An 18,194-nucleotide genomic window follows, 5' to 3' on the forward strand; every position below is an offset into this window, starting at 1 on the left:
CCGGGCTCTCCTGCGTCCGCCGGCTGAACCTGGGCACCGCGGTGACGGACGGCCTAGCGTCGGGCCGTGACCGAGAGGGACCGGGAGCGGTCGGCGTCGGCAGGGGCCGAGCCGCGGCGGTCGACGGTGCCGGTCGTGCTGGTGCACGGGCTGCGCACGTCCCGCACCATGTGGCGGGTCCAGGTCGAGGCGCTGGAGCGGTCGGGTCGCACGGCGGTGGCGGTCGACCTGCCCGGGCACGGCGTGCGGCGCGGGGAACGGTTCAGCGTCGAGGCGGCGGACGAGACGCTGGTGCGCGCCGTCGACGACGTCGGGGGCCGCGCGCTCGTGGTCGGGCTGTCGCTCGGTGGCTACGTGGCGATCGCGCACGCCGCGCGACACCCGGAGCAGGTGGTCGGCCTGGTCGCCGCGTCCTGCTGCACGCGCCCGTGGCCGCCGCTGGTGGACGCCTGGGCGGTTGCGGCGAGCGTGATCGCCCGGCTGCCGGACGCGGGCGCACGCCTGAACCAGGTGCTCGTCGAGCGGATGCTCCCACCCGCGGGCGCGGCCGACTCGGGTGCCGGCGGGTTCGCCCTCGAGGTGATGGGCGACGTCCTGCACGCGATGCGGTCGGCGCGGCCGCTGGAGGACCTGGCTCGGGTCGACGCACCCGTGTGGCTGGTCAACGGTCGGTTCGACCACTTCCGCGGTGAGGAGCGCGCCTTCCTGCGTGCGTGCCGGCACGGTCGGCTGGTGGTCGTTCCCGGCGCGACGCACCTGGTCAGCCTGGTGCGTCCGACGCGGTTCACCCGGGTGCTGCTCGAGGCGGTCGCCGAGGTCGAGAGCGTCCTCGAGGGAGCGGTGCCGCGCGGCGTCGGACCGACGTCAGAGGGTCAGCGACCAGGCGCGGACGCCGCCGACGATGCCCGCCTGGTTGGGCACCACGACGACGTCGTCACCGAGCCGGTCCAGCACCTGCGGTGAGATGTGGCGGGAGTTGCCGCCACCGAGGTAGAGCCGGTCCCACCAGAACACCGGCCGGAAGCCCTCGACGACGTGCCGCACCCGGCGCGACCACAGCGCGTCGCCGAGCCGGGCCCGTTCCGGCTGGCCGATGTACGAGTCGTACGTGGTGCTGCGGCGCAGCGGCGCATGGGACAGCTCGAGGTGGGGCGCCAGTCTGCCGCCGTCGAACAGTGCGGAGCCGAGCCCGGTGCCGAGGGTGAGCACGAGCTCCACGCCGGTGCCGGACACCACGCCCGCGCCGTGCACCTCCGCGTCGTTCAGCACCAGCGCCGGCACACCGAGGCGGTCCTCGATCAGGGCGCGGATGTCGCAGCCCGCCCAGGCGTCGACCAGCTCGGGCAGCACGGTGCTGCGCGGACCCGACCGGGTGACGTAGTGCGGCGTGGCCACGACGACGCCGTGCCGGATCATGCCCGGCATGCCGACGGTCGCTCGGCTGAACGGGGGAAGGGCGGCACCGAGCTCCGCGACCGTCTGCACCAGCCGGTCCGGGGGGAGGGGGTAGGGCGTCGGCACCCGGACCGGCGGCGCGTGGAGCGTGCCGGCGCCGTCCAGCACCGACGCCTTGATGCCGCCTCCGCCGCAGTCCACGGCGAGGGTGAACGGGTCCGACGGGTTCGCCACCGGACCACGGTAGCGGGGCCCCGTGCGGCTACGGTGTCCGCCGTGACCACCGCCGCGGACCCCGTCGTCCGGCTGCGCCTCGACCTGGCCTACGACGGCACGGGTTTCGCGGGCTGGGCGCGGCAGCCCGCGCTGCGGACGGTGCAGGGCGTGCTGGAGGACGCCCTCGCAACGGTCCTGCGCGCGGCGCCTCGGGGCGAGGCCCTGCCTCGGGTAACGGTGGCCGGTCGAACCGACGCCGGGGTGCACGCCAGAGGACAGGTGGCGCACGTCGACGTCGGTGTGGCGGCGCTGCTGGCGACTCGGGGGCGGTCGGACCGGGACGGCCCGACGGCGCTCGTGGCCCGGCTGGCCGGCGTGCTGCCCGGCGACCTGGTCGTGCATCGCGTGACCGTGGCGCCGAGCGGGTTCGACGCTCGGTTCTCCGCACTGCGACGCCGCTACGTCTACCGCGTCTGCGACGACGCGGCGCTCCGCGACCCGTTGCGCCGCGGTCACGTGCTGTGGCACCGGCGGGCGCTCGACGCCGACGCGATGGCGGCAGCGGCGCGCCCGCTCGTCGGACGCCACGACTTCGCCGCGTTCTGCAAGCCACGGCCGGAGGCCACGACCATCCGCACCCTGGAGCGGTTCGAGTGGAGTCGCGTGACCGGCGGGCCGGACGAGGGCCTGGTGGTCGCCCAGGTGCAGGCGGACGCGTTCTGCCACTCGATGGTGCGGGCGCTCGTCGGCGCGAGCCTCGTCATCGGCGAGGGGCGACGCCCCGCCGGGTGGGCGGCCGAGCTGCTCGCCGGACGTCGGCGCGACGGGGCTGCGGCCGTCGTGCCGCCGCACGGCCTCACGCTCGAGGAGGTGCGCTACCCGCCGGACGCCGAGCTGGCGGAGCGTGCGGTGCAGACCCGGGCGCGGCGCCGGCCGGAGGAAGCCGCCGGCGCCCCCGGCTGCGAGTGCGACTGACCACGCCCGGACGGCACACCGTCAGCGGCGGGGTCCCGTACCGCGCGGCGCGACGATCCGACGAGGTCGCTGACGCGCCCGAGCGGGGCGTGCCGCGACGCCCCGCTCACTCGTGCTCGTCGTCCGCCCGGTACAACGGTTCCTGCTGGTCGGGGTCGGGGATGACGTGCACCGCTGCCTCCTCGGCGCTGGCCGCGCCGCCGGCGACGCCGACGTCGTGCGCGAAGGTGTCGGTCACGCCGGCCTCCACCGCGTCGTCGTCGGCCTCGAGGCGGCCGGCGCGGTACTCCTCGCGGTCGCCGCTCGGGCCCTCCGGCATCTCCCAGACCTCGGGCTCCTCCTGCCGTGCCCGCTGGTCGATCGTCTCCCGGTGCTCCTCCTCCCACGCCGTCTCGCCGTAGTGGGTGCTGCGGCCGCGCTCGGGCGGGGAGTAGCCCTCGTCGAGCAGGTCCTCCACGCCGCGCTCGAGCAGCATGTCCTCGCGCGGGAGCTGGTCGGCGTCACCCTCGGAACCGAGTGCGGCGTCGGTGCTGGTGGCTGGGGTCTCCTCGGTCATGGCTCCACCGTGGCATCCGTCGGCCGGCGGCGCCACGGGTGCGGGGCACCAAGCCCGTGCGGTGCGGGCGCACCGTGCGGCGTCGTGCGCCTGGGGTGCGCCGTCGGCTCAGTCGAGGACCAGCCGCACGGCGATCGTCGCCATGACGGCGGCGACGAGCAGGTCGAGGACCCGCCAGGCACCGGGGCGGGCGAAGAGCGGCCGCAGGTGCACGGCCCCGTAGCCCAGGGCGGTGAACCAGACGACGCTGGCGACTGCAGCGCCGGCGGCGAACTGCCACCGGGCGGCTCCCGCCTGCTGGGCGAGCGCGCCGAGCAGCAGCACGGTGTCGAGGTAGACGTGCGGGTTGAGGAACGTCAGCGCGGCGCTCGTGGCGAGCACCGGGCGTAGGCGTGCGGGGCCCGAGGTGGCGGGGTCGAGGACGCCCGGCCGCACGGCACGTCGCACGGCGTCAGCGGCGAGCCACAGCAGGAAGGCGGCGCCTCCGACGCGCACGGCGGTGAGTGCGGTCGGGTGGGCCTGCACGACGGCGCCGAGCCCGGCGGTACCCAGGGCGATGAGCACGGCGTCGGCCAGGACGCAGAGGACGACGACGGCGCCGATGTGCTCACGGCGCAGGCCCTGCCGCAGCACGAAGGCGTTCTGCGCGCCGATGGCGACGATGAGGGACAGGCCGCTGAGCAGGCCACGGATGGCGATCACGGAGGGACGGTAGGCGGATGCGCTCCGACAGGGAAGTTCAGGTTTCTGCATCATCTGTAGCATTGCTCATGTGTACGACGCCGAGCAGCTGACGACTCTCGCGGCGGTCGTCGCCGAGGGCACGTTCGACGCCGCCGCGCAGACGCTGCACGTGACGCCGAGCGCGGTCAGCCAGCGTGTCCGAGCGCTCGAGCAGCACGCGGGCCAGGTGCTGGTGCTCAGGACGAGGCCGTGCCGCCCGACGGCGGCCGGAGAGGTGCTGGTGCGGCTCGCCGGCCAGCGCGCCGCCCTGGACACGGAGGCGCGGCATGCGCTGGGGCAGCTGGGCGGGCCCGCGGACCGGCTGCCGGTGGCCGTCAACGCCGACTCGCTCGCCACCTGGTTCGTCCAGGTCCTCTCGAGCGTCGGCGACGACGTCACGGTCGAGGTCCACCGGGAGGACCAGGACCGGACGGCTCAGCTGCTCCGGGACGGCACGGTGATGGCCGCGGTGACCGGTGACGGACGGGCGGTGCAGGGCTGCCGCTCGGTACCGCTCGGGTCGGCCCGGTACCGCGCGATGGCATCCGCGTCCTTCGTCGCACGTCACCTGGCCGACGTGCCGCTCGGCGGTTCGCGGGAGCGGCGTCGTCTCGCGCGGGCGCTCGCCACGGCGCCGGCCGTCGCGTTCACCGCGGAGGACGCGTTGCAGCACCGGTTCGTCACGATGCTGGGCGGCGGCGCCGGGCTGCGTCGGGTGCACCACGTCCCGTCCAGCTCGGCGTACGTCTCGGTGATCGCCGCGGGCCTGGGCTGGGGGATGGTGTCCGAGCAGGAGGCCGACCACCTCGCGCCGGCCGGTGTGCTCGTCGACCTCGCTCCCGGCGCGTGGTTGGACGTGTCGCTGTGGTGGCAGCGCTGGGCCATCCGGACCCGGGCGCTCGACGAGCTGTCCGACCGGGTGGTGGAGGTCGCCCGCAGCGCGCTGCGGCAGGCGCCCGTCGCGGTCTGACGGGTCGCCGACGGACGGGTTTTGCCGTGGTGCCGCTCTCAGTTACCCTGGTGTGTCGTTGCGCGTCCCCTGTCGTGCGCCGGTGGCTTCTCACCACCTGGCACCGATGGCTGCACCCGGTGATCCCACTCGCCGGATCGGGATGCCTCGACATACCCGTCACGGGCTGCTCGCTCTGCGAGTCGTCCGCGGCCTCGACATGCATCACTGACCAGAAGGCTCACACCCGTGCGCACGTACACCCCGAAGCCCGGCGACGTCGAGCGGACCTGGTACGTCATCGACGCGACCGATGTCGTCCTGGGCCGCCTGGCCACCCATGTGGCCACGCTGCTGCGTGGCAAGCACAAGCCGACGTTCGCTCCTCACGTCGACGGCGGTGACTTCGTCATCGTCATCAACGCCGAGAAGGTCGCCCTCACCGGCACCAAGCGGGAGACCAAGGTCGCCTACCGGCACTCCGGTTTCCCGGGCGGTCTGACGGCCACCGGTTACACCGAGCTCCTGGCCACGCACCCGGAGCGCGCGATCGAGAAGGCCGTGCGGGGCATGCTGCCCAAGACAACGCTCGGCCGCCAGCAGCTGGGCAAGCTCAAGGTGTACACGGGTCCGGAGCACCCGCACGCCGCGCAGCAGCCGAAGCCCTTCGAGCTCATCCAGGTGGCGCAGCAGGGCTGAGGCCCCGCTGCGACGAACGACGGAACGCGAGGATCCCCGTGGCGGAGACCACAGTCGACTACGACACCGAGGGCGACGACACGCCCACCAGCTACACCTCTGAGACGGCGGCCCCCACAGGGCGTGGCCAGTCCCTGACGGCACCGGGCCAGGCGCTCGGCCGCCGCAAGGAGGCCATCGCCCGCGTCCGCCTGGTGCCCGGCACCGGCACCTGGACGATCAACGGGCGGACGCTCGAGGACTACTTCCCGAACAAGCTGCACCAGCAGCTGGTCAGCTCCCCGCTGAAGGTGGTGGACGTCGAGGGTCGCTTCGACATCATCGCCCGGGTCAGCGGCGGCGGCGTCACCGGCCAGGCCGGCGCCCTGCGCCTCGGCATCGCCCGTGCGCTGAACGCGATCGACGCCGAGCACAACCGCCCGGCACTGAAGAAGGCCGGCTTCCTGACCCGCGACGCGCGCGTCGTGGAGCGCAAGAAGGCCGGTCTGAAGAAGGCCCGCAAGGCTCCGCAGTACTCGAAGCGCTGATCAGGCACTTCGTCACGACGGCCCCGCTGCACCTCGGTGCGCGGGGCCGTCGGCATGCCGGGCCCCGGAGGGGTCCGGCCGACGTTCCGGCCCGCGGCACGATCGCGACCGGTACCGTCCACAAGCAGATGACCGGCCGGCAGACCTCGGGGTCCCGGCACGTGGGGTACGACGACGAGGGGGTCCGCTGATGGGCCGACTGTTCGGGACCGACGGTGTGCGGGGGCTGGCCAACCGCGACGTGACGGCCGAGGTGGCGCTGGACGTCTCCGTGGCGGCCGCGCACGTGCTCGGCACCAAGGGAGCGTTCGCCGGGCACCGGCCGCGCGCGGTGGTCGGCCGGGACTCGCGGGCGTCGGGCGAGTTCCTCGCCGCGGCCGTCTCGGCGGGGCTCGCCTCCGCCGGCGTGGACGTGGACGACGTCGGCCTGCTGCCCACACCCGCGGTGGCCTTCCTGACGGCGGCGACGGGGGTCGACCTGGGCGTCGTGCTGTCCGCCTCGCACAACCCGATGCCGGACAACGGCATCAAGTTCCTCGCTCGAGGCGGGCACAAGCTGGACGACGAGCTCGAGGACGCGATCGAGACCCGGCTCGGCGAGCCGTGGGACCGGCCGGTCGGTGCGGAGGTTGGACGCATCCGGGTGGACACCGGACGCGCCGGGGAGCTGTACGTGGAGCACCTGGTCAGCACCATCACGACCCCGCTGACCGGGTTGCGGATCGCCGTGGACTGCGCGAACGGCGCGGCCAGCGAGGTCGGTCCGGCGGCGCTGCGAGCAGCCGGCGCCGAGGTGCTGGTGATCAACGCCGCGCCCGACGGGCTGAACATCAACGACCGCTGCGGCTCCACGCACCCGGAACAGCTGCAGGCGTTCGTCGTCGCCTCCGGTGCCGACCTCGGCGTCGCGTTCGACGGGGACGCCGACCGCTGCCTGGCGGTCGATGCGAACGGCACCCTGGTCGACGGCGACCAGATCATGGCGGTCATCGCGCTGGCCCTGCGGGACCAGGGCCGCCTTGCGCACGACACCCTGGTCATCACGGTGATGAGCAACCTGGGCCTGCGGCTGGCGATGACCGAGGCGGGCGTCACCACCGTGGACACCGCCGTGGGGGACCGGTACGTGCTCGAGGCGATGCGGGCCGGCGGCTTCAGCCTCGGCGGCGAGCAGTCGGGGCACATCATCCTGGCGGAGCACGCCACCACCGGGGACGGCATCCTGACCGCCCTGCAGCTGGCGTCGCGCGTCGCCGCCTCGGGCCGGCCCCTGGCCGACCTCGCCTCCGTGGTCCGGCGCCTCCCGCAGACGCTCGTCAACGTCTCGGGCGTCGACCGGACGCGGGCAGCCGGCGACGGCCCGCTCGGCGACGCCGTCGCCCGTGCCGAGCGGCTGCTGGGCGGCACCGGCCGTGTGCTGCTGCGGCCGTCCGGCACCGAGCCGCTGGTGCGCGTGATGGTCGAGGCGGCCACCCAGGCCGAGGCCGACCGCGTCGCCGGCGAGCTGGCCGACGTGGTGCGGGAGCGGCTCGCGCTGTGACGGCTTCGGACCGGGCGGCGCGCGACCACGCGCTGCGCGACCACGCCCTGCGCCTGGTCGAGGCGGCTGCTTCGCGCCCGGACGGGCTGGCTCCGATCGTCCGTGCCGGCCACCCGGCCCTGCGGGCCGTGGCGGTCCCTTTCGACGGTCAGCTGTCGGCCACGGAGCTGGCCGCCCTGCTGTCCTTGATGCGTCGGACGATGCGGGCCGCCCCCGGTGTGGGTCTCGCCGCGCCCCAGGTCGGCCTTCCGCTCGCCCTCGCCGTGCTCGAGGACCCCGGGGTCGCCAGCCCCGAGGTCGCCACGGTGCGCGAGCGCCAGCCGCTGGCCCCCCGGGTCCTGGTCAACCCGCGGTACGCGCCCCTGGACGACGAGCGCGTGTCCTTCTACGAGGGGTGCCTGTCGGTGGTGGGCTACCAGGCCGTCGTGGCGCGGCACCGTTCCGTGCGCCTGACCGGCCAGGACGAGCACGGCGAACCGCTCGACGAGGTGGTCGACGGCTGGACCGCGCGCATCGTCCAGCACGAGACCGACCACCTGGCCGGCACGTTGTACCTGGACCGCGCCGAGCTGCGCTCCCTCTCCGCCACGGACGAGCTCGGCGCCCGGTGGGCGGCGGAGCCGCGGCCGGTCACCGCGTCCCGCACGCTCGGCTTCCCGCTGGACTGAACGCTCCCGGAGGCGGTGCCCCGGCCTGTAGCGTGAAGACGGCGGCACGCCCGCCCCGGGGCACGGGCAGTGCCGACCGTCGGCGAGGGGACGTCAGGCGTGCAGGAGTGGGCGTTGGCCCTGGTCGGGTCGCCGTGGGTGTTCGCCGCGCTCTACGCGTTCGCCACCGTGGACGGCTTCTTCCCGCCGATCCCCAGCGAGACCGTGGTGATCGCCCTCGCCTCGCTGTGGGCGTCGCGGGGGAGCCCGCCGCTGCTGCCCGTGATCCTGGTGGCGGCCCTCGGTGCGTTCACGGGCGACCAGATCGCCTACACGATCGGCACCCGGGTGAAGGTCCGCAGCCTGCGCATCTTCGCCCGGCCCAGGGCGCAGCAGGCGCTGGACTGGGCCGAGCGGTCGCTCGCGACCCGTGGGGCGTCGTTCATCATCGCCGCGCGGTACATCCCCGTCGGCCGCGTGGCCGTCAACATGACGGCGGGCGCGCTCCGCTACCGCCGTCGCCGGTTCGTCGGCATCACCGCGCTCGCGGCGGTCACCTGGGCGACCTACTCCTCGCTGATCGGCATCGCGTCCGGCGTGGTGCTGAAGAACCATCCGATGATCGGCCTGGTCGTGGGCGTGGTCGGCGGCCTGGTGATCGGAGCGCTGGTGGACTGGGTGCTCAGCGCATGGGCGCGCCGCCCCGGTGGGTCGAGGTCACGATCCGGCGCCGCCGGCTAACGATCCGGTCTCACTGCGTCAATCGGCGGGATGACCCACCTACCCTCGATCCGGGTCGGCGCCGCGGCTGGGCCTCCGGCACCGCACGTCGTCCGCGGCGGTCCTGCCGGCCGCAGGACGTAGGCAGGGGCAGGACGTGGACCGAGGACGAGGGCGCGCGCAGCGCGGTGCCGCGCGTCCGGTGGCCCTGATCGGTGCGGGTCTCGGGATCGGCACCGTGCTGCTGGTCCTGGTGCTCGGTCAGCGGTCCGACGACGACGCGCTGCGCAGCACCCGGTCGGCCGAGGTCGTGCCGGCAGCCGACTGCCTGGCGCCCGAGGTGCTCGACGCGTTCGGGCTGCGGCTCGACGCGGTTCTCGCCACGGCGGGGGCGCACGAGCCGGCACCGGCGGCCGGTCGGGTCCCGAGCTCCTTCAGCCCGGTCGGTGCGGTGGTGTGCCAGGCCGGTGGCACGCTGCGCGACGGGTCCGGCACCTGGTCGGTGGTCACGGCGACGACGAGGGAGGGCACCGCGACGGCGATCGCGGCCCTGCAGGCCGCCCTGGAAGGTGCCCCGGCGCCGGTGGCGCCGAGCGGGAGGCCGTCCACCTGCTCGACCAGCCCCGCCGACCGGGTGGAGCTGTGGCTGGTGGACTCGATGGGCCGGGCCGTCCGCCCGCAGACGCCGACGGACGGCTGCGGCCGCCCGACGGAGGCGGTGCGGCATGCGCTGGACGCCCTGACGGTGACGGACCAGTCCGATGCGCCGGTCAGCCTGGTCGCGCCGGCGACGCCGGCACCGACGGGTCGCTGAGCCGGACGACGGCTGGCGGCGCGGTCAGAGCTTGCGCAGCCGGACCCGCTGGACGCTGTGGTCAGGGCCCTTGGTCAGCACCAGGGTCGCCCGGCTGCGGGTCGGCAGGATGTTGTCCTCGAGGTTGGGCGCGTTGATCGCGTCCCAGATCCCCTTGGCCATGTCCGTCGCCTCGTCGTCGGACAGGGCGGCGAACCGGTGGAAGTACGAGCTCGGCTGGGTGAACGACGTCTCGCGGAGCCGCAGGAACCGGTCGATGTACCACTTGCGCACGTCGGCGGTCCGCGCGTCCACGTAGATGGAGAAGTCGAAGAAGTCGCTGACCGCGAGGTTCGAGCGGCCGCCCAGAGGGGTCCGGGCCGGCTGCAGCACGTTCAGGCCCTCGACGATCAGCACGTCCGGCCGCCGCACCACCGTCCGGGCGCCCGGCACGATGTCGTAGGTCAGGTGGTCGTACACCGGGGCGCTCACCTCGGGCCGCCCCGCCTTGACGGCGGCGACGAACCGCAGCAGTGCACGGCGGTCGTACGACTCCGGGAAGCCCTTGCGGTCGAGCAGCCGACGCCGCTCGAGCTCGGCGTTCGGGTACAGGAAGCCGTCGGTGGTGACCAGCTCGACGCGCGGCGTGGCGGGCCAGCGGGCCATCAGCTCGCGCAGCAGGCGGGCGGTGGTGGACTTGCCGACGGCGACCGAGCCGGCGACGCCGATGACGAAGGGCGTCAGCCCGGCGTCCTCGTGCAGGAACGTGCTGGTGGCCCGGTGCAGGTGGCGCGTCGCCTCGATGTGCAGGTCCAGGAGGCGCGAGATCGGCCGGTAGATCGCGTCGACCTCCGCGAGGTCGATCGGGTCCCCGAGGCCACGCAGCCGTTGCACGTCGGCGCCGGTCAGGGGCAGCGGGGTCGACTCCGACAGGCGCACCCAGGCCGACCGGTCCAGGTCGACGTACGGCGTGGACGACGCGGCGGTGAGCGGCACGGCCCGATCCTCGCACGCCACCGGAGGCCGGCGAGGACGGCCGGCACCGGTCCGTCGTGGCCCGCCCGTTACCATCGACGCCATGTGCGGAATCGTCGGGTACGTCGGGAGTCGAACGGCCAGCAGCCTTCCCCTCGAGGTGGTGGTCGAGGGCCTCCGGCGGCTCGAGTACCGCGGCTACGACTCCGCCGGGGTCGCCGTCGTGACGGCCGACGGGGAGCTCGACACCCGCAAGAAGGCGGGCAAGCTGGCCAACCTCGTCGAGGAGCTGGACGCCCGTCCGCTGCCCGCCGCGACGGCCGCGATCGGCCACACCCGCTGGGCGACGCACGGCGGTCCGACCGACGTCAACGCCCACCCGCACGTCTCGGGGCGGCTCGCCGTGATCCACAACGGCATCGTCGAGAACTTCGCCACCCTGAAGGCCGAGCTGGTCGAGCAGGGGGTGCAGTTCGCCTCCGAGACCGACACCGAGGTCGTCGCGCACCTGCTGGCCGCCGCCTTCGACCGCACGGGCGACCTGACGACCGCCATGCAGTCGGTCGCGCTGCGGCTGGAGGGCACCTTCACGCTGCTCGCGGTGCACGCCGACCGCCCCGACCTCGTCGTCGGCGCACGGCACGACTCGCCGCTCGTCGTGGGCCTCGGCGCCGGCGAGAACTTCCTCGGCTCGGACGTCGCGGCCTTCATCGCGCACACCCGCGAGGCGCTCGAGCTCGGGCAGGACCAGGTGGTGACCATCACGCCGGACCGGGTCGAGGTGACCGACTTCGCGGGGAACGCCGCGCAGGGCCGCCGGTTCGTCGTCGACTGGGACGCCGCCGCCGCCGAGAAGGGCGGCTTCCGGTCGTTCATGGACAAGGAGATCCACGACCAGCCGCACGCCGTCGCCGACACGCTGCTCGGCCGGACCGACGTGCACGGCCGGCTGGTGCTGGACGAGATGCACATCGACGAGTCGGTGCTGCGTCAGGTGGACAAGATCGTCGTCGTCGCCTGCGGCACCGCGGCCTACGCCGGGCACGTCGCCAAGTACGCCGTCGAGCACTGGTGCCGGATCCCGGTCGAGGTGGAGCTCGCCCACGAGTTCCGCTACCGCGACCCCGTGGTCGACGAGCGGACGCTGGTCGTGGCGATCTCGCAGTCCGGCGAGACGATGGACACGCTGATGGCCGTCCGGCACGCCCGTGAGCAGGGTTCTCGCGTGCTCGCCGTGGTGAACACGCACGGCTCGACGATCCCGCGCGAGTCGGACGCGGTGCTGTACACGCATGCGGGTCCGGAGATCGCCGTCGCGTCGACCAAGGCGTTCCTCGCCCAGATCACCGCGGTGTACCTGCTGGGCCTGTACCTCGCCCAGCTGCGCGGCAACATGTTCCCCGACGAGGTCGGCGCGATCCTCACCGAGCTGCGGGCGATGCCGGACAAGATCCAGCAGGTGCTCGACCGGGCCGACCGGGTGCGGCAGGTGGCGCGGTGGATGGCCGACACGCAGAGCGTGCTGTTCCTTGGCCGGCACGTCGGCTTCCCGGTGGCCCTCGAGGGTGCGCTCAAGCTCAAGGAGATCGCGTACATCCACGCCGAGGGGTTCGCGGCCGGCGAGCTCAAGCACGGACCGATCGCCCTGATCGAGCCCGGTCAGCCCGTGTTCGTCATCGTGCCGAGCCCGCGCAGCCGGCACTCGCTGCACTCGAAGGTCGTCTCCAACATCCAGGAGATCCGGGCGCGCGGCGCGCGCACCCTGGTGATCGCCGAGGACGGCGACGAGGCCGTGCTCCCGTTCGCGGACGAGGTGTTCTCGGTCCCACAGTGCCCGACGCTGCTCGCCCCCCTGCTGACGGTGGTGCCGCTGCAGATCTTCGCCTGCGAGCTGGCCACCGCGAAGGGGCTGGACGTGGACCAGCCGCGGAACCTGGCCAAGTCCGTCACGGTCGAGTGACCGGACGGTGATCGTCGGCGTCGGCATCGACGTGGTGGACGTGCAGCGCCTGGTGGAGGCGTTGCACCGCTCACCCCGGCTCCGCGAGCGGCTGTTCGTCGCCGACGAGCGGTCGATGCCGGAGACCTCCCTGGCGGCGCGGTTCGCCACCAAGGAGGCCCTCGCCAAGGCGCTGGGGGCACCCGCGGGGCTGCACTGGCACGACGCGGTGGTGCGCCGCGTGGCGGGTGCTCAGCCCGTCATCGAGGTGACCGGGACCGTCGCGGCACGGGCCGCCGAGCTGGGGATCGCGCGGTTCCACGTCTCGATCTCGCACGACGCCGGCATCGCGGCCGCCGTCGTCGTCGCCGAGCGCGACTGAGCCGCCAGGTCGTCAGAGGCACGGTCCCACGCTGGGCCGACCGGCAGCCGGCCCGGCGCGTCGACCGACCTCTCAGCGCAGCGCCGGCACGACCTCGCGCTCGAACAGCTCGATGCCCGAGCGGTCGTAGGCCGCCTCGGCGAAGTAGCAGATGGCGTACGTCATGCCGAGCCCCTCGAGCTCGCGCAGCTTCTCGACGATCTGCTCCGGCGTGCCGACCAGCGGGCCGCGGCGCCAGGACTCCGCCTCGTCGGCCGCCTTGGCCGGCACCGTCAGCGCGTAGTGCTCCTCGATCCAGGCGATCCGGTCGTCCACCTCGGCCTGCGTCGACCCGATCACCACGTTGTAGTTGGCCGAGCGCGTGATCTCGTCGAACGGCCGCCCGATCGCCTCGCAGTGGCCGCGCAGGATCTGCGACTTCTGCGCGAAGCCGGCCGGCGCCCCGTCGAAGTTGGTGTAGGACGCGTGCTCGGCCGCGATCCGGAGCGTCACCTTCTCGCCGCCCCCCGCGATCCACAGCGGCGGGCCGTCCAGCTGCAGGGGGAGCGGGGCCAGCATCGCGCCGTCCACCTGGTAGTGCTTCCCGTCGAGGGTCGCGGTGCCGGTGCTCCACAGCTGCTTGAAGATCTGCACGCCCTCGTCGAGCATGCCGAGCCGGTTGCCGGCGGACGGGAAGCCGTAGCCGTACGCCTTCCACTCGTGCTCGTACCAGCCGGCGCCGATGCCCATCTCCACGCGGCCGCCGCTGATCACGTCCGCGGTGGCGGCCACCTTCGCCAGGTAGGCGGGGTTCCGGTACGCCATGCAGGTGCACATCTGGCCCAGTCGGACCCGGGAGGTGCTGGCGGCGAAGGCGCTCATCAGGCTCCACGCCTCGTGCACGGCCTCGCCGTTGGGCTCGGGCACCGAGTGGAAGTGGTCGTAGACCCAGATCGACTCCCAGGTGTCGCCGTCGTCGGCGTGCTGGGCGAGGCCGTGCATCACGGACCAGTGCTCGCGGGGGTCGATGCCGGTGAGGTCCTGCCGCCAGCCCTGGGGGATGAAGAGTCCGAAGCGCATGGTTCGCACGCTACCTGGGGACCCGCGAGGATGGGCGACGTGCTGCTGGCGTGGGGGTCGGACGACGTACGGGCCGCGGAGGAGCCGCTGCTGGCGGCGGGGGTGCCGCTGATGGACCGCGCCGCCTTCGCGCTGGCCACGGTGGTCGCGGCCCGCCTGCGAGAACGGCGGGGCCGGGTCGGTGGCGCGCGGGTGGTCCTGCTGGTCGGTGGCGGCAACAACGGCGGGGACGCGTTGTGGGCGGGCGTGCGGCTGCTGCGCCGGGGGGCCGAGGTCACGGCGCTGCTGGTGTCCGAGCGGGTCCACCCGGAGGGGTCGGTGGCGTTCCGGGAGGCCGGGGGCCGGCTGCGGTCGCTGGACGGGTCGCTGGACGGGTCGTCCGACGGCTCGTCCGTTCGAGTGGCGGCCGCTCTGGCGGCGCAGGCCGACGTGGTGCTCGACGGGATGCTCGGCATCGGGGCGCGGGGCGGCCTGCGTGGCACGGGCGCGGCGCTGGTCACGGCGCTGCAGGAGACCTTCGCGGCGGTGGCGCGGCCGCCCCTGGTGGTGGCGGTCGACGTGCCCTCCGGCATCGGGGTGGACGACGGCAGCGTCCCCGGTCCCGTGCTGACCGCGGACCTCACGGTGACGTTCGGCTGCTTCAAGCCGGGGCTGCTGCTGCCGCCCGCGGCGGCTCTGGCCGGGCGGGTCGACGTGGTGGACATCGGGCTGCGGAACGCCGGCACGCCGGCCGTGGTGCGGCTCGGGGCCGACGACCTCGCGGCGCTGTGGCCCGTGCCCGGCGAAGCGGCCCACAAGTACACCCGCGGGGTGCTCGGCGTGGTGGCCGGCACGCCGCGGTACCCCGGCGCTGCGGTCCTGGTGAGCAGCGCCGCGGTGCTGGCCGGCGTCGGGATGGTCCGGTACGTCGGTGACGTCGGCGATGCGGTGCTCGCCGCGCGGCCCGAGGTGGTCGTCGGGACCGGGAGGGTGCAGGCCTGGGCGGTCGGTCCCGGCATCGACCCCGACGACGAGGTGGCGGCCGCACGCGTGCGGGACGCGGTCGGTGCGGCGGCGGCCGACGACCTCCCTGTCGTCGCGGACGCGGGCGCGCTCGGGCTGCTGCCGGACCGGCTGACCCCGCTGACGGTGCTGACCCCGCACGCCGGGGAGCTGGCGACCCTGCTGGGCGCACGTGGTGAACGGGTCGAGCGTGCGGACGTCGAGCGGGAGCCGCTGCGATGGGCGGTGCGGGCGCAGCAGCTGACCGGCGCCACGGTGCTGCTCAAGGGGGCCGTGACGGTGGTGGCGGGACCGCACGGCGCCCGGTACGCGCAGGCCGAGGCGCCCGCGTGGCTGGCCACCGCCGGTGCGGGCGACGTGCTGACCGGACTGCTCGGCGCCCTGCTCGCCGGCCGTTCGGACGACGTGCGCGCCGACCCGACCCTGGTCGCGGCGCTCGCGGCCGCCGCCGCGTCGGTGCACGGTCGCGCGGCACGGGCGGCGAACCCCGGCGGACCCGTGGCGGCCCTGGCGGTGGCCCAGGCGCTCCCCGGCGTGGTGGCGGGGCTGGTGGCGCCGCACGAGACGGCGGCGGCGGACGCATGACGATCCCGGAGACGTCCCCGCTGCCGTCCGCCCTGGTCGAGCGGGTCCGCGCGCTGCTGGACCGTCCGCCCAGACGATCCGCCGGCGGCACCGAACCGTCCGGCGGTGCGGCGCACCGGCGGCTCCTCGGGATCACGGGTGCACCGGGTGCCGGCAAGTCCACGGTGTCCGCACGGCTGGCCGAGGCGTTCGGCGCGGACTGCGTCGTCGTGCCGATGGACGGCTTCCACCTCGCGCAGACGACGCTCGAGCGGCTGGGGCGGGCGGACCGCAAGGGAGCGCCCGACACGTTCGACGCGGCCGGCTTCGTCGCGCTGCTGCGACGGCTGCGCCGGCCGGTCGACGGCGAGACGGTGTGGGCGCCCGAGTACCGGCGCGAGGCGCACAACGCGATCGCCGGTGCGCTGGCCGTGCCGGCCGACGTCCCGCTGGTGGTCGTCGAGGGCAACTACCTGCTGGTGCGCGAGCACGGGTTCGGGCCGGTGGCCGAGCTGCTGGACGAGACCTGGTACGTCAGGGTCGAGGACGAGGTGCGGCTCGAGCGCCTGGTCGCCCGGCACGTGCGGTTCGGCAAGGCGCCGGACGCCGCACGGACGTGGTCGCTCGGTCCCGACGAGGCCAACGCGCGGCTGATCGCGGCGACGGCCGACCGCGCCGACCTGGTGGTCGACCCCGGCTGACGGGCAGCCTCGGGCCCCTCCGCGGGGCCGGTGAGACACTGACGGCCGTGAGCCGCTTCCCCGCCCGTGCCGTCGTCGACCTGGCCGCGATCCGCGGCAACGTGCGGGCCCTGGCCCAGCACGCCCCCACGGCGCAGGTGATGGCCGTGGTCAAGGCGGACGCCTACGGCCACGGGCTGCTGCCCGTCGCGACGGCCGCCGTCGAGGCCGGTGCGACCTGGCTCGGCACCGCGCAGGTGTCCGAGGCGCTCGCGCTGCGCGCCGCCGGGGTGACCGCGCCCCGCGTGCTGACCTGGCTGTACGCCCCGGGAGCCCCGCTGGGCGAGGCGATCGAGGCGGACGTCGACGTGTCGGTCGCCGCGCCGTGGGCGCTCGACGAGGTGCTGCGTGCCGCCCGTGCCACCGGCCGCACCGCCCGGGTGCACCTGAAGGTCGACACCGGGCTGGGCCGCAACGGCGTGCTGCCGGACCAGCTGCCGGAGCTGACGGCGGCGGCACTGCGAGCCGAGGCGGAGGGCGCCGTCCGCCTGGTCGGCGTGTGGTCCCACTTCGCGTTCGCCGACGAGCCCGACCACCCGACCGTCCGGGCCCAGGAGCAGGTGTTCGCCGACGCGGTGCGCACGGTGGAGGCCGCCGGTGCGCGGCTCGAGGTGCGGCACATCGCCAACTCGGCGGCGACGTTGACGCGGCCGGCTGTGCACTACGACCTGGTCCGCCCCGGGCTGGCCGTGTACGGGCTGTCCCCGGTGCCCCAGCTCGGCGGGCCGGCCGACTTCGGGCTGGTGCCGGCCATGACCCTCGAGGCGGAGCTCGCGACCGTCAAGCGCGTCCCGGCCGGCCAGGGCGTGTCCTACGGGCACCAGTACGTGACCGACCGCGAGACGACGCTCGGTGTGGTTCCGCTGGGGTACGCGGACGGGATCCCCCGGCACGCGTCCGGGTCCGGGGCGCGGCTCGGCGGGCCGGTGCAGGTCGGGCGCCGCACGCTCGGGGTGGCGGGGCGCGTGTGCATGGACCAGTTCGTGCTCGACCTCGGGCCGGAGGCGACGCAGAGAGCGGGGGACCGGGTGGTGCTGTTCGGGACGGGTGCGGACGGAGGTCCGACGGCGGAGGACTGGGCCCGGGCGGCCGGGACCATCAGCTACGAGATCACCACGCGGCTGGGCGTGCGCGTACCGCGTGAGCACGTGGACTCCGTGGCGCGCGCCGGTGTGCCGGCGTGCGACCAGGCGGTCGTCCGATGAGCGGCGAGCTGGCGGGTGTGCCCGGGGCGCCGGGCTCGGGCGGTGCGGCACCGACCGGCTCCGTGCGGCTGCCGGACGCCGAGGCGACCAGGGCCTACGGGCTCGAGCTCGCGGCCGTGCTGCGGCCGGGGGACCTCGTGGTGCTCACCGGTGACCTCGGCGCGGGGAAGACGACCCTGACCCAGGGCATCGGCGCCGGACTGCACGTCCGCGGGCAGGTCGCCTCGCCGACGTTCATCATCGCCCGTGAGCACCCGCCGGTCCCGCAGCCCGACGGCTCCGTCGGGCCCGGGCTGGTGCACGTGGACGCGTACCGGCTGCGGTCCCTCGACGAGGTCGAGGCGCTCGACCTCGACTCGAGCCTGGACGAGTCGGTGACCGTGGTGGAGTGGGGCGAGGGGTGGGTCGAGCCCCTGGCGGAGGACCGGCTGGAGCTGAGCCTGCGGCGTCCGCGCGGGGCGGTGGACCCGACGGCCGACGAGCCGGCGGACGCCGGCGAGCGGGTGCTCACGGTCCGTGCCGTGGGTCCTCGCTGGGCCGGTGTCGCGCTCCCGCGCGTCGGCGTCCTGACCGTCGTGGCAGGCTGAT

General features: G+C 74.8%; 20 protein-coding genes. 15 read left to right on the forward strand and 5 right to left on the reverse strand.

The annotated features are described in order from the left end of the window. Positions 1 to 66: 66 nt before the first annotated feature. The gene (locus ACFQTY_RS04355) at positions 67 to 963 is read left to right on the forward strand and encodes an alpha/beta fold hydrolase (RefSeq protein WP_378097709.1); all 897 of its coding nucleotides are present in this window, start codon (positions 67 to 69) and stop codon (positions 961 to 963) included. Here the strand turns inward: ACFQTY_RS04355 and ACFQTY_RS04360 are convergent. Continuing rightward, on the reverse strand, positions 865 to 1,629 hold the full coding sequence (locus ACFQTY_RS04360) for an ROK family protein (RefSeq protein ID WP_291757883.1): 765 nt from the start codon (positions 1,627 to 1,629) through the stop codon (positions 865 to 867). The genes ACFQTY_RS04355 and ACFQTY_RS04360 overlap by 99 nt on opposite strands. A 33-nt stretch (positions 1,630 to 1,662) precedes the next feature. On the opposite strand from ACFQTY_RS04360, the gene truA reads away from it, so the two are divergent. Then, positions 1,663 to 2,586 (forward strand): tRNA pseudouridine(38-40) synthase TruA, encoded by a 924-nt coding sequence (gene truA, locus ACFQTY_RS04365; RefSeq protein WP_378097713.1) that lies wholly within the window; start codon positions 1,663 to 1,665, stop codon positions 2,584 to 2,586. Positions 2,587 to 2,692: 106 nt separating this feature from the next. Here truA and ACFQTY_RS04370 read toward each other — a convergent pair whose 3' ends face one another. Together ACFQTY_RS04370 and ACFQTY_RS04375 are read right to left on the reverse strand one after the other, a co-directional pair. Further along, entirely contained in the window at positions 2,693 to 3,142 is a 450-nt protein-coding gene (locus tag ACFQTY_RS04370; protein WP_378097716.1) for a DUF5709 domain-containing protein, read from the reverse strand. Between the two features lie 108 nt (positions 3,143 to 3,250). Continuing rightward, positions 3,251 to 3,895, reverse strand: coding sequence for a LysE/ArgO family amino acid transporter (locus tag ACFQTY_RS04375; protein WP_378097719.1), 645 nt, complete (start codon positions 3,893 to 3,895; stop codon positions 3,251 to 3,253). A gap of 19 nt (positions 3,896 to 3,914) precedes the next feature. Here ACFQTY_RS04375 and ACFQTY_RS04380 point away from each other — a divergent pair, with 19 nt between their 5' ends. The 7 genes from ACFQTY_RS04380 to ACFQTY_RS04410 all read left to right on the forward strand — a co-directional run bounded on the left by ACFQTY_RS04380 (position 3,915) and on the right by ACFQTY_RS04410 (position 9,761). Beyond that, on the forward strand, positions 3,915 to 4,835 hold the full coding sequence (locus tag ACFQTY_RS04380) for a LysR family transcriptional regulator ArgP (protein WP_378097722.1): 921 nt from the start codon (positions 3,915 to 3,917) through the stop codon (positions 4,833 to 4,835). A gap of 228 nt (positions 4,836 to 5,063) precedes the next feature. Next, positions 5,064 to 5,513 (forward strand): 50S ribosomal protein L13, encoded by a 450-nt coding sequence (gene rplM / locus ACFQTY_RS04385; protein ID WP_263729661.1) that lies wholly within the window; start codon positions 5,064 to 5,066, stop codon positions 5,511 to 5,513. 38 nt (positions 5,514 to 5,551) lie between these two features. Next, complete coding sequence (rpsI, locus tag ACFQTY_RS04390; RefSeq protein ID WP_263729660.1) at positions 5,552 to 6,040, forward strand: 30S ribosomal protein S9; 489 nt, start codon at positions 5,552 to 5,554, stop codon at positions 6,038 to 6,040. 190 nt (positions 6,041 to 6,230) lie between these two features. Continuing rightward, the gene (glmM, locus tag ACFQTY_RS04395) at positions 6,231 to 7,580 is read left to right on the forward strand and encodes a phosphoglucosamine mutase (RefSeq protein ID WP_378097727.1); all 1,350 of its coding nucleotides are present in this window, start codon (positions 6,231 to 6,233) and stop codon (positions 7,578 to 7,580) included. After that, positions 7,577 to 8,248, forward strand: a complete 672-nt coding sequence (locus ACFQTY_RS04400) for a peptide deformylase (RefSeq protein WP_378097730.1) — start codon at positions 7,577 to 7,579, stop codon at positions 8,246 to 8,248. The genes glmM and ACFQTY_RS04400 overlap by 4 nt, the downstream gene beginning before the upstream one ends. Before the next feature lie 69 nt (positions 8,249 to 8,317). Continuing rightward, positions 8,318 to 8,968 carry a DedA family protein gene (locus ACFQTY_RS04405; protein ID WP_378097733.1) on the forward strand — a complete coding sequence of 217 codons (651 nt, stop codon included), beginning with the start codon at positions 8,318 to 8,320 and terminating at the stop codon, positions 8,966 to 8,968. A 136-nt stretch (positions 8,969 to 9,104) separates the two neighbouring features. After that, positions 9,105 to 9,761 carry a hypothetical protein gene (locus ACFQTY_RS04410; protein WP_378097736.1) on the forward strand — a complete coding sequence of 219 codons (657 nt, stop codon included), beginning with the start codon at positions 9,105 to 9,107 and terminating at the stop codon, positions 9,759 to 9,761. 24 nt (positions 9,762 to 9,785) lie between these two features. Here the strand turns inward: ACFQTY_RS04410 and coaA are convergent, their stop codons facing one another. Continuing rightward, positions 9,786 to 10,820 (reverse strand): type I pantothenate kinase, encoded by a 1,035-nt coding sequence (coaA, locus tag ACFQTY_RS04415; protein WP_378097740.1) that lies wholly within the window; start codon positions 10,818 to 10,820, stop codon positions 9,786 to 9,788. Between coaA and glmS the strand changes: the two genes are divergently transcribed. Together glmS and ACFQTY_RS04425 are read left to right on the forward strand one after the other, a co-directional pair. After that, positions 10,819 to 12,675: a glutamine--fructose-6-phosphate transaminase (isomerizing) gene (gene glmS, locus ACFQTY_RS04420; protein WP_378097743.1), complete on the forward strand. Its 1,857-nt coding sequence runs from the start codon at positions 10,819 to 10,821 to the stop codon at positions 12,673 to 12,675. The genes coaA and glmS overlap by 2 nt on opposite strands. A gap of 7 nt (positions 12,676 to 12,682) precedes the next feature. Next, positions 12,683 to 13,036, forward strand: coding sequence for a holo-ACP synthase (locus ACFQTY_RS04425; RefSeq protein ID WP_378097746.1), 354 nt, complete (start codon positions 12,683 to 12,685; stop codon positions 13,034 to 13,036). Positions 13,037 to 13,108: 72 nt separating this feature from the next. Here the strand turns inward: ACFQTY_RS04425 and ACFQTY_RS04430 are convergent, their stop codons facing one another. Next, complete coding sequence (locus tag ACFQTY_RS04430) at positions 13,109 to 14,095, reverse strand: LLM class F420-dependent oxidoreductase (protein ID WP_291757864.1); 987 nt, start codon at positions 14,093 to 14,095, stop codon at positions 13,109 to 13,111. 30 nt (positions 14,096 to 14,125) lie between these two features. Here ACFQTY_RS04430 and ACFQTY_RS04435 point away from each other — a divergent pair, with 30 nt between their 5' ends. Genes ACFQTY_RS04435 through tsaE form a run of 4 tightly spaced genes read left to right on the forward strand, consistent with a single transcriptional unit; the run spans position 14,126 to position 18,193 of the window. After that, on the forward strand, positions 14,126 to 15,682 hold the full coding sequence (locus ACFQTY_RS04435; protein ID WP_378097750.1) for an NAD(P)H-hydrate epimerase: 1,557 nt from the start codon (positions 14,126 to 14,128) through the stop codon (positions 15,680 to 15,682). Beyond that, complete coding sequence (locus ACFQTY_RS04440) at positions 15,679 to 16,362, forward strand: nucleoside/nucleotide kinase family protein (RefSeq protein ID WP_378097753.1); 684 nt, start codon at positions 15,679 to 15,681, stop codon at positions 16,360 to 16,362. Before ACFQTY_RS04435 ends, ACFQTY_RS04440 begins: the two co-directional genes overlap by 4 nt. A 47-nt stretch (positions 16,363 to 16,409) precedes the next feature. Next, a complete protein-coding gene (gene alr, locus ACFQTY_RS04445) occupies positions 16,410 to 17,606 on the forward strand; it encodes an alanine racemase (protein WP_378097756.1) in 1,197 nt (398 codons plus the stop codon). Then, positions 17,603 to 18,193: a tRNA (adenosine(37)-N6)-threonylcarbamoyltransferase complex ATPase subunit type 1 TsaE gene (gene tsaE / locus ACFQTY_RS04450; RefSeq protein ID WP_378097759.1), complete on the forward strand. Its 591-nt coding sequence runs from the start codon at positions 17,603 to 17,605 to the stop codon at positions 18,191 to 18,193. Before alr ends, tsaE begins: the two co-directional genes overlap by 4 nt. Position 18,194 lies beyond the last annotated feature (1 nt).

Source organism: Cellulomonas sp. T2.31MG-18 (assembly GCF_964266755.1).
Lineage (GTDB): Bacteria > Actinomycetota > Actinomycetes > Actinomycetales > Cellulomonadaceae > Cellulomonas.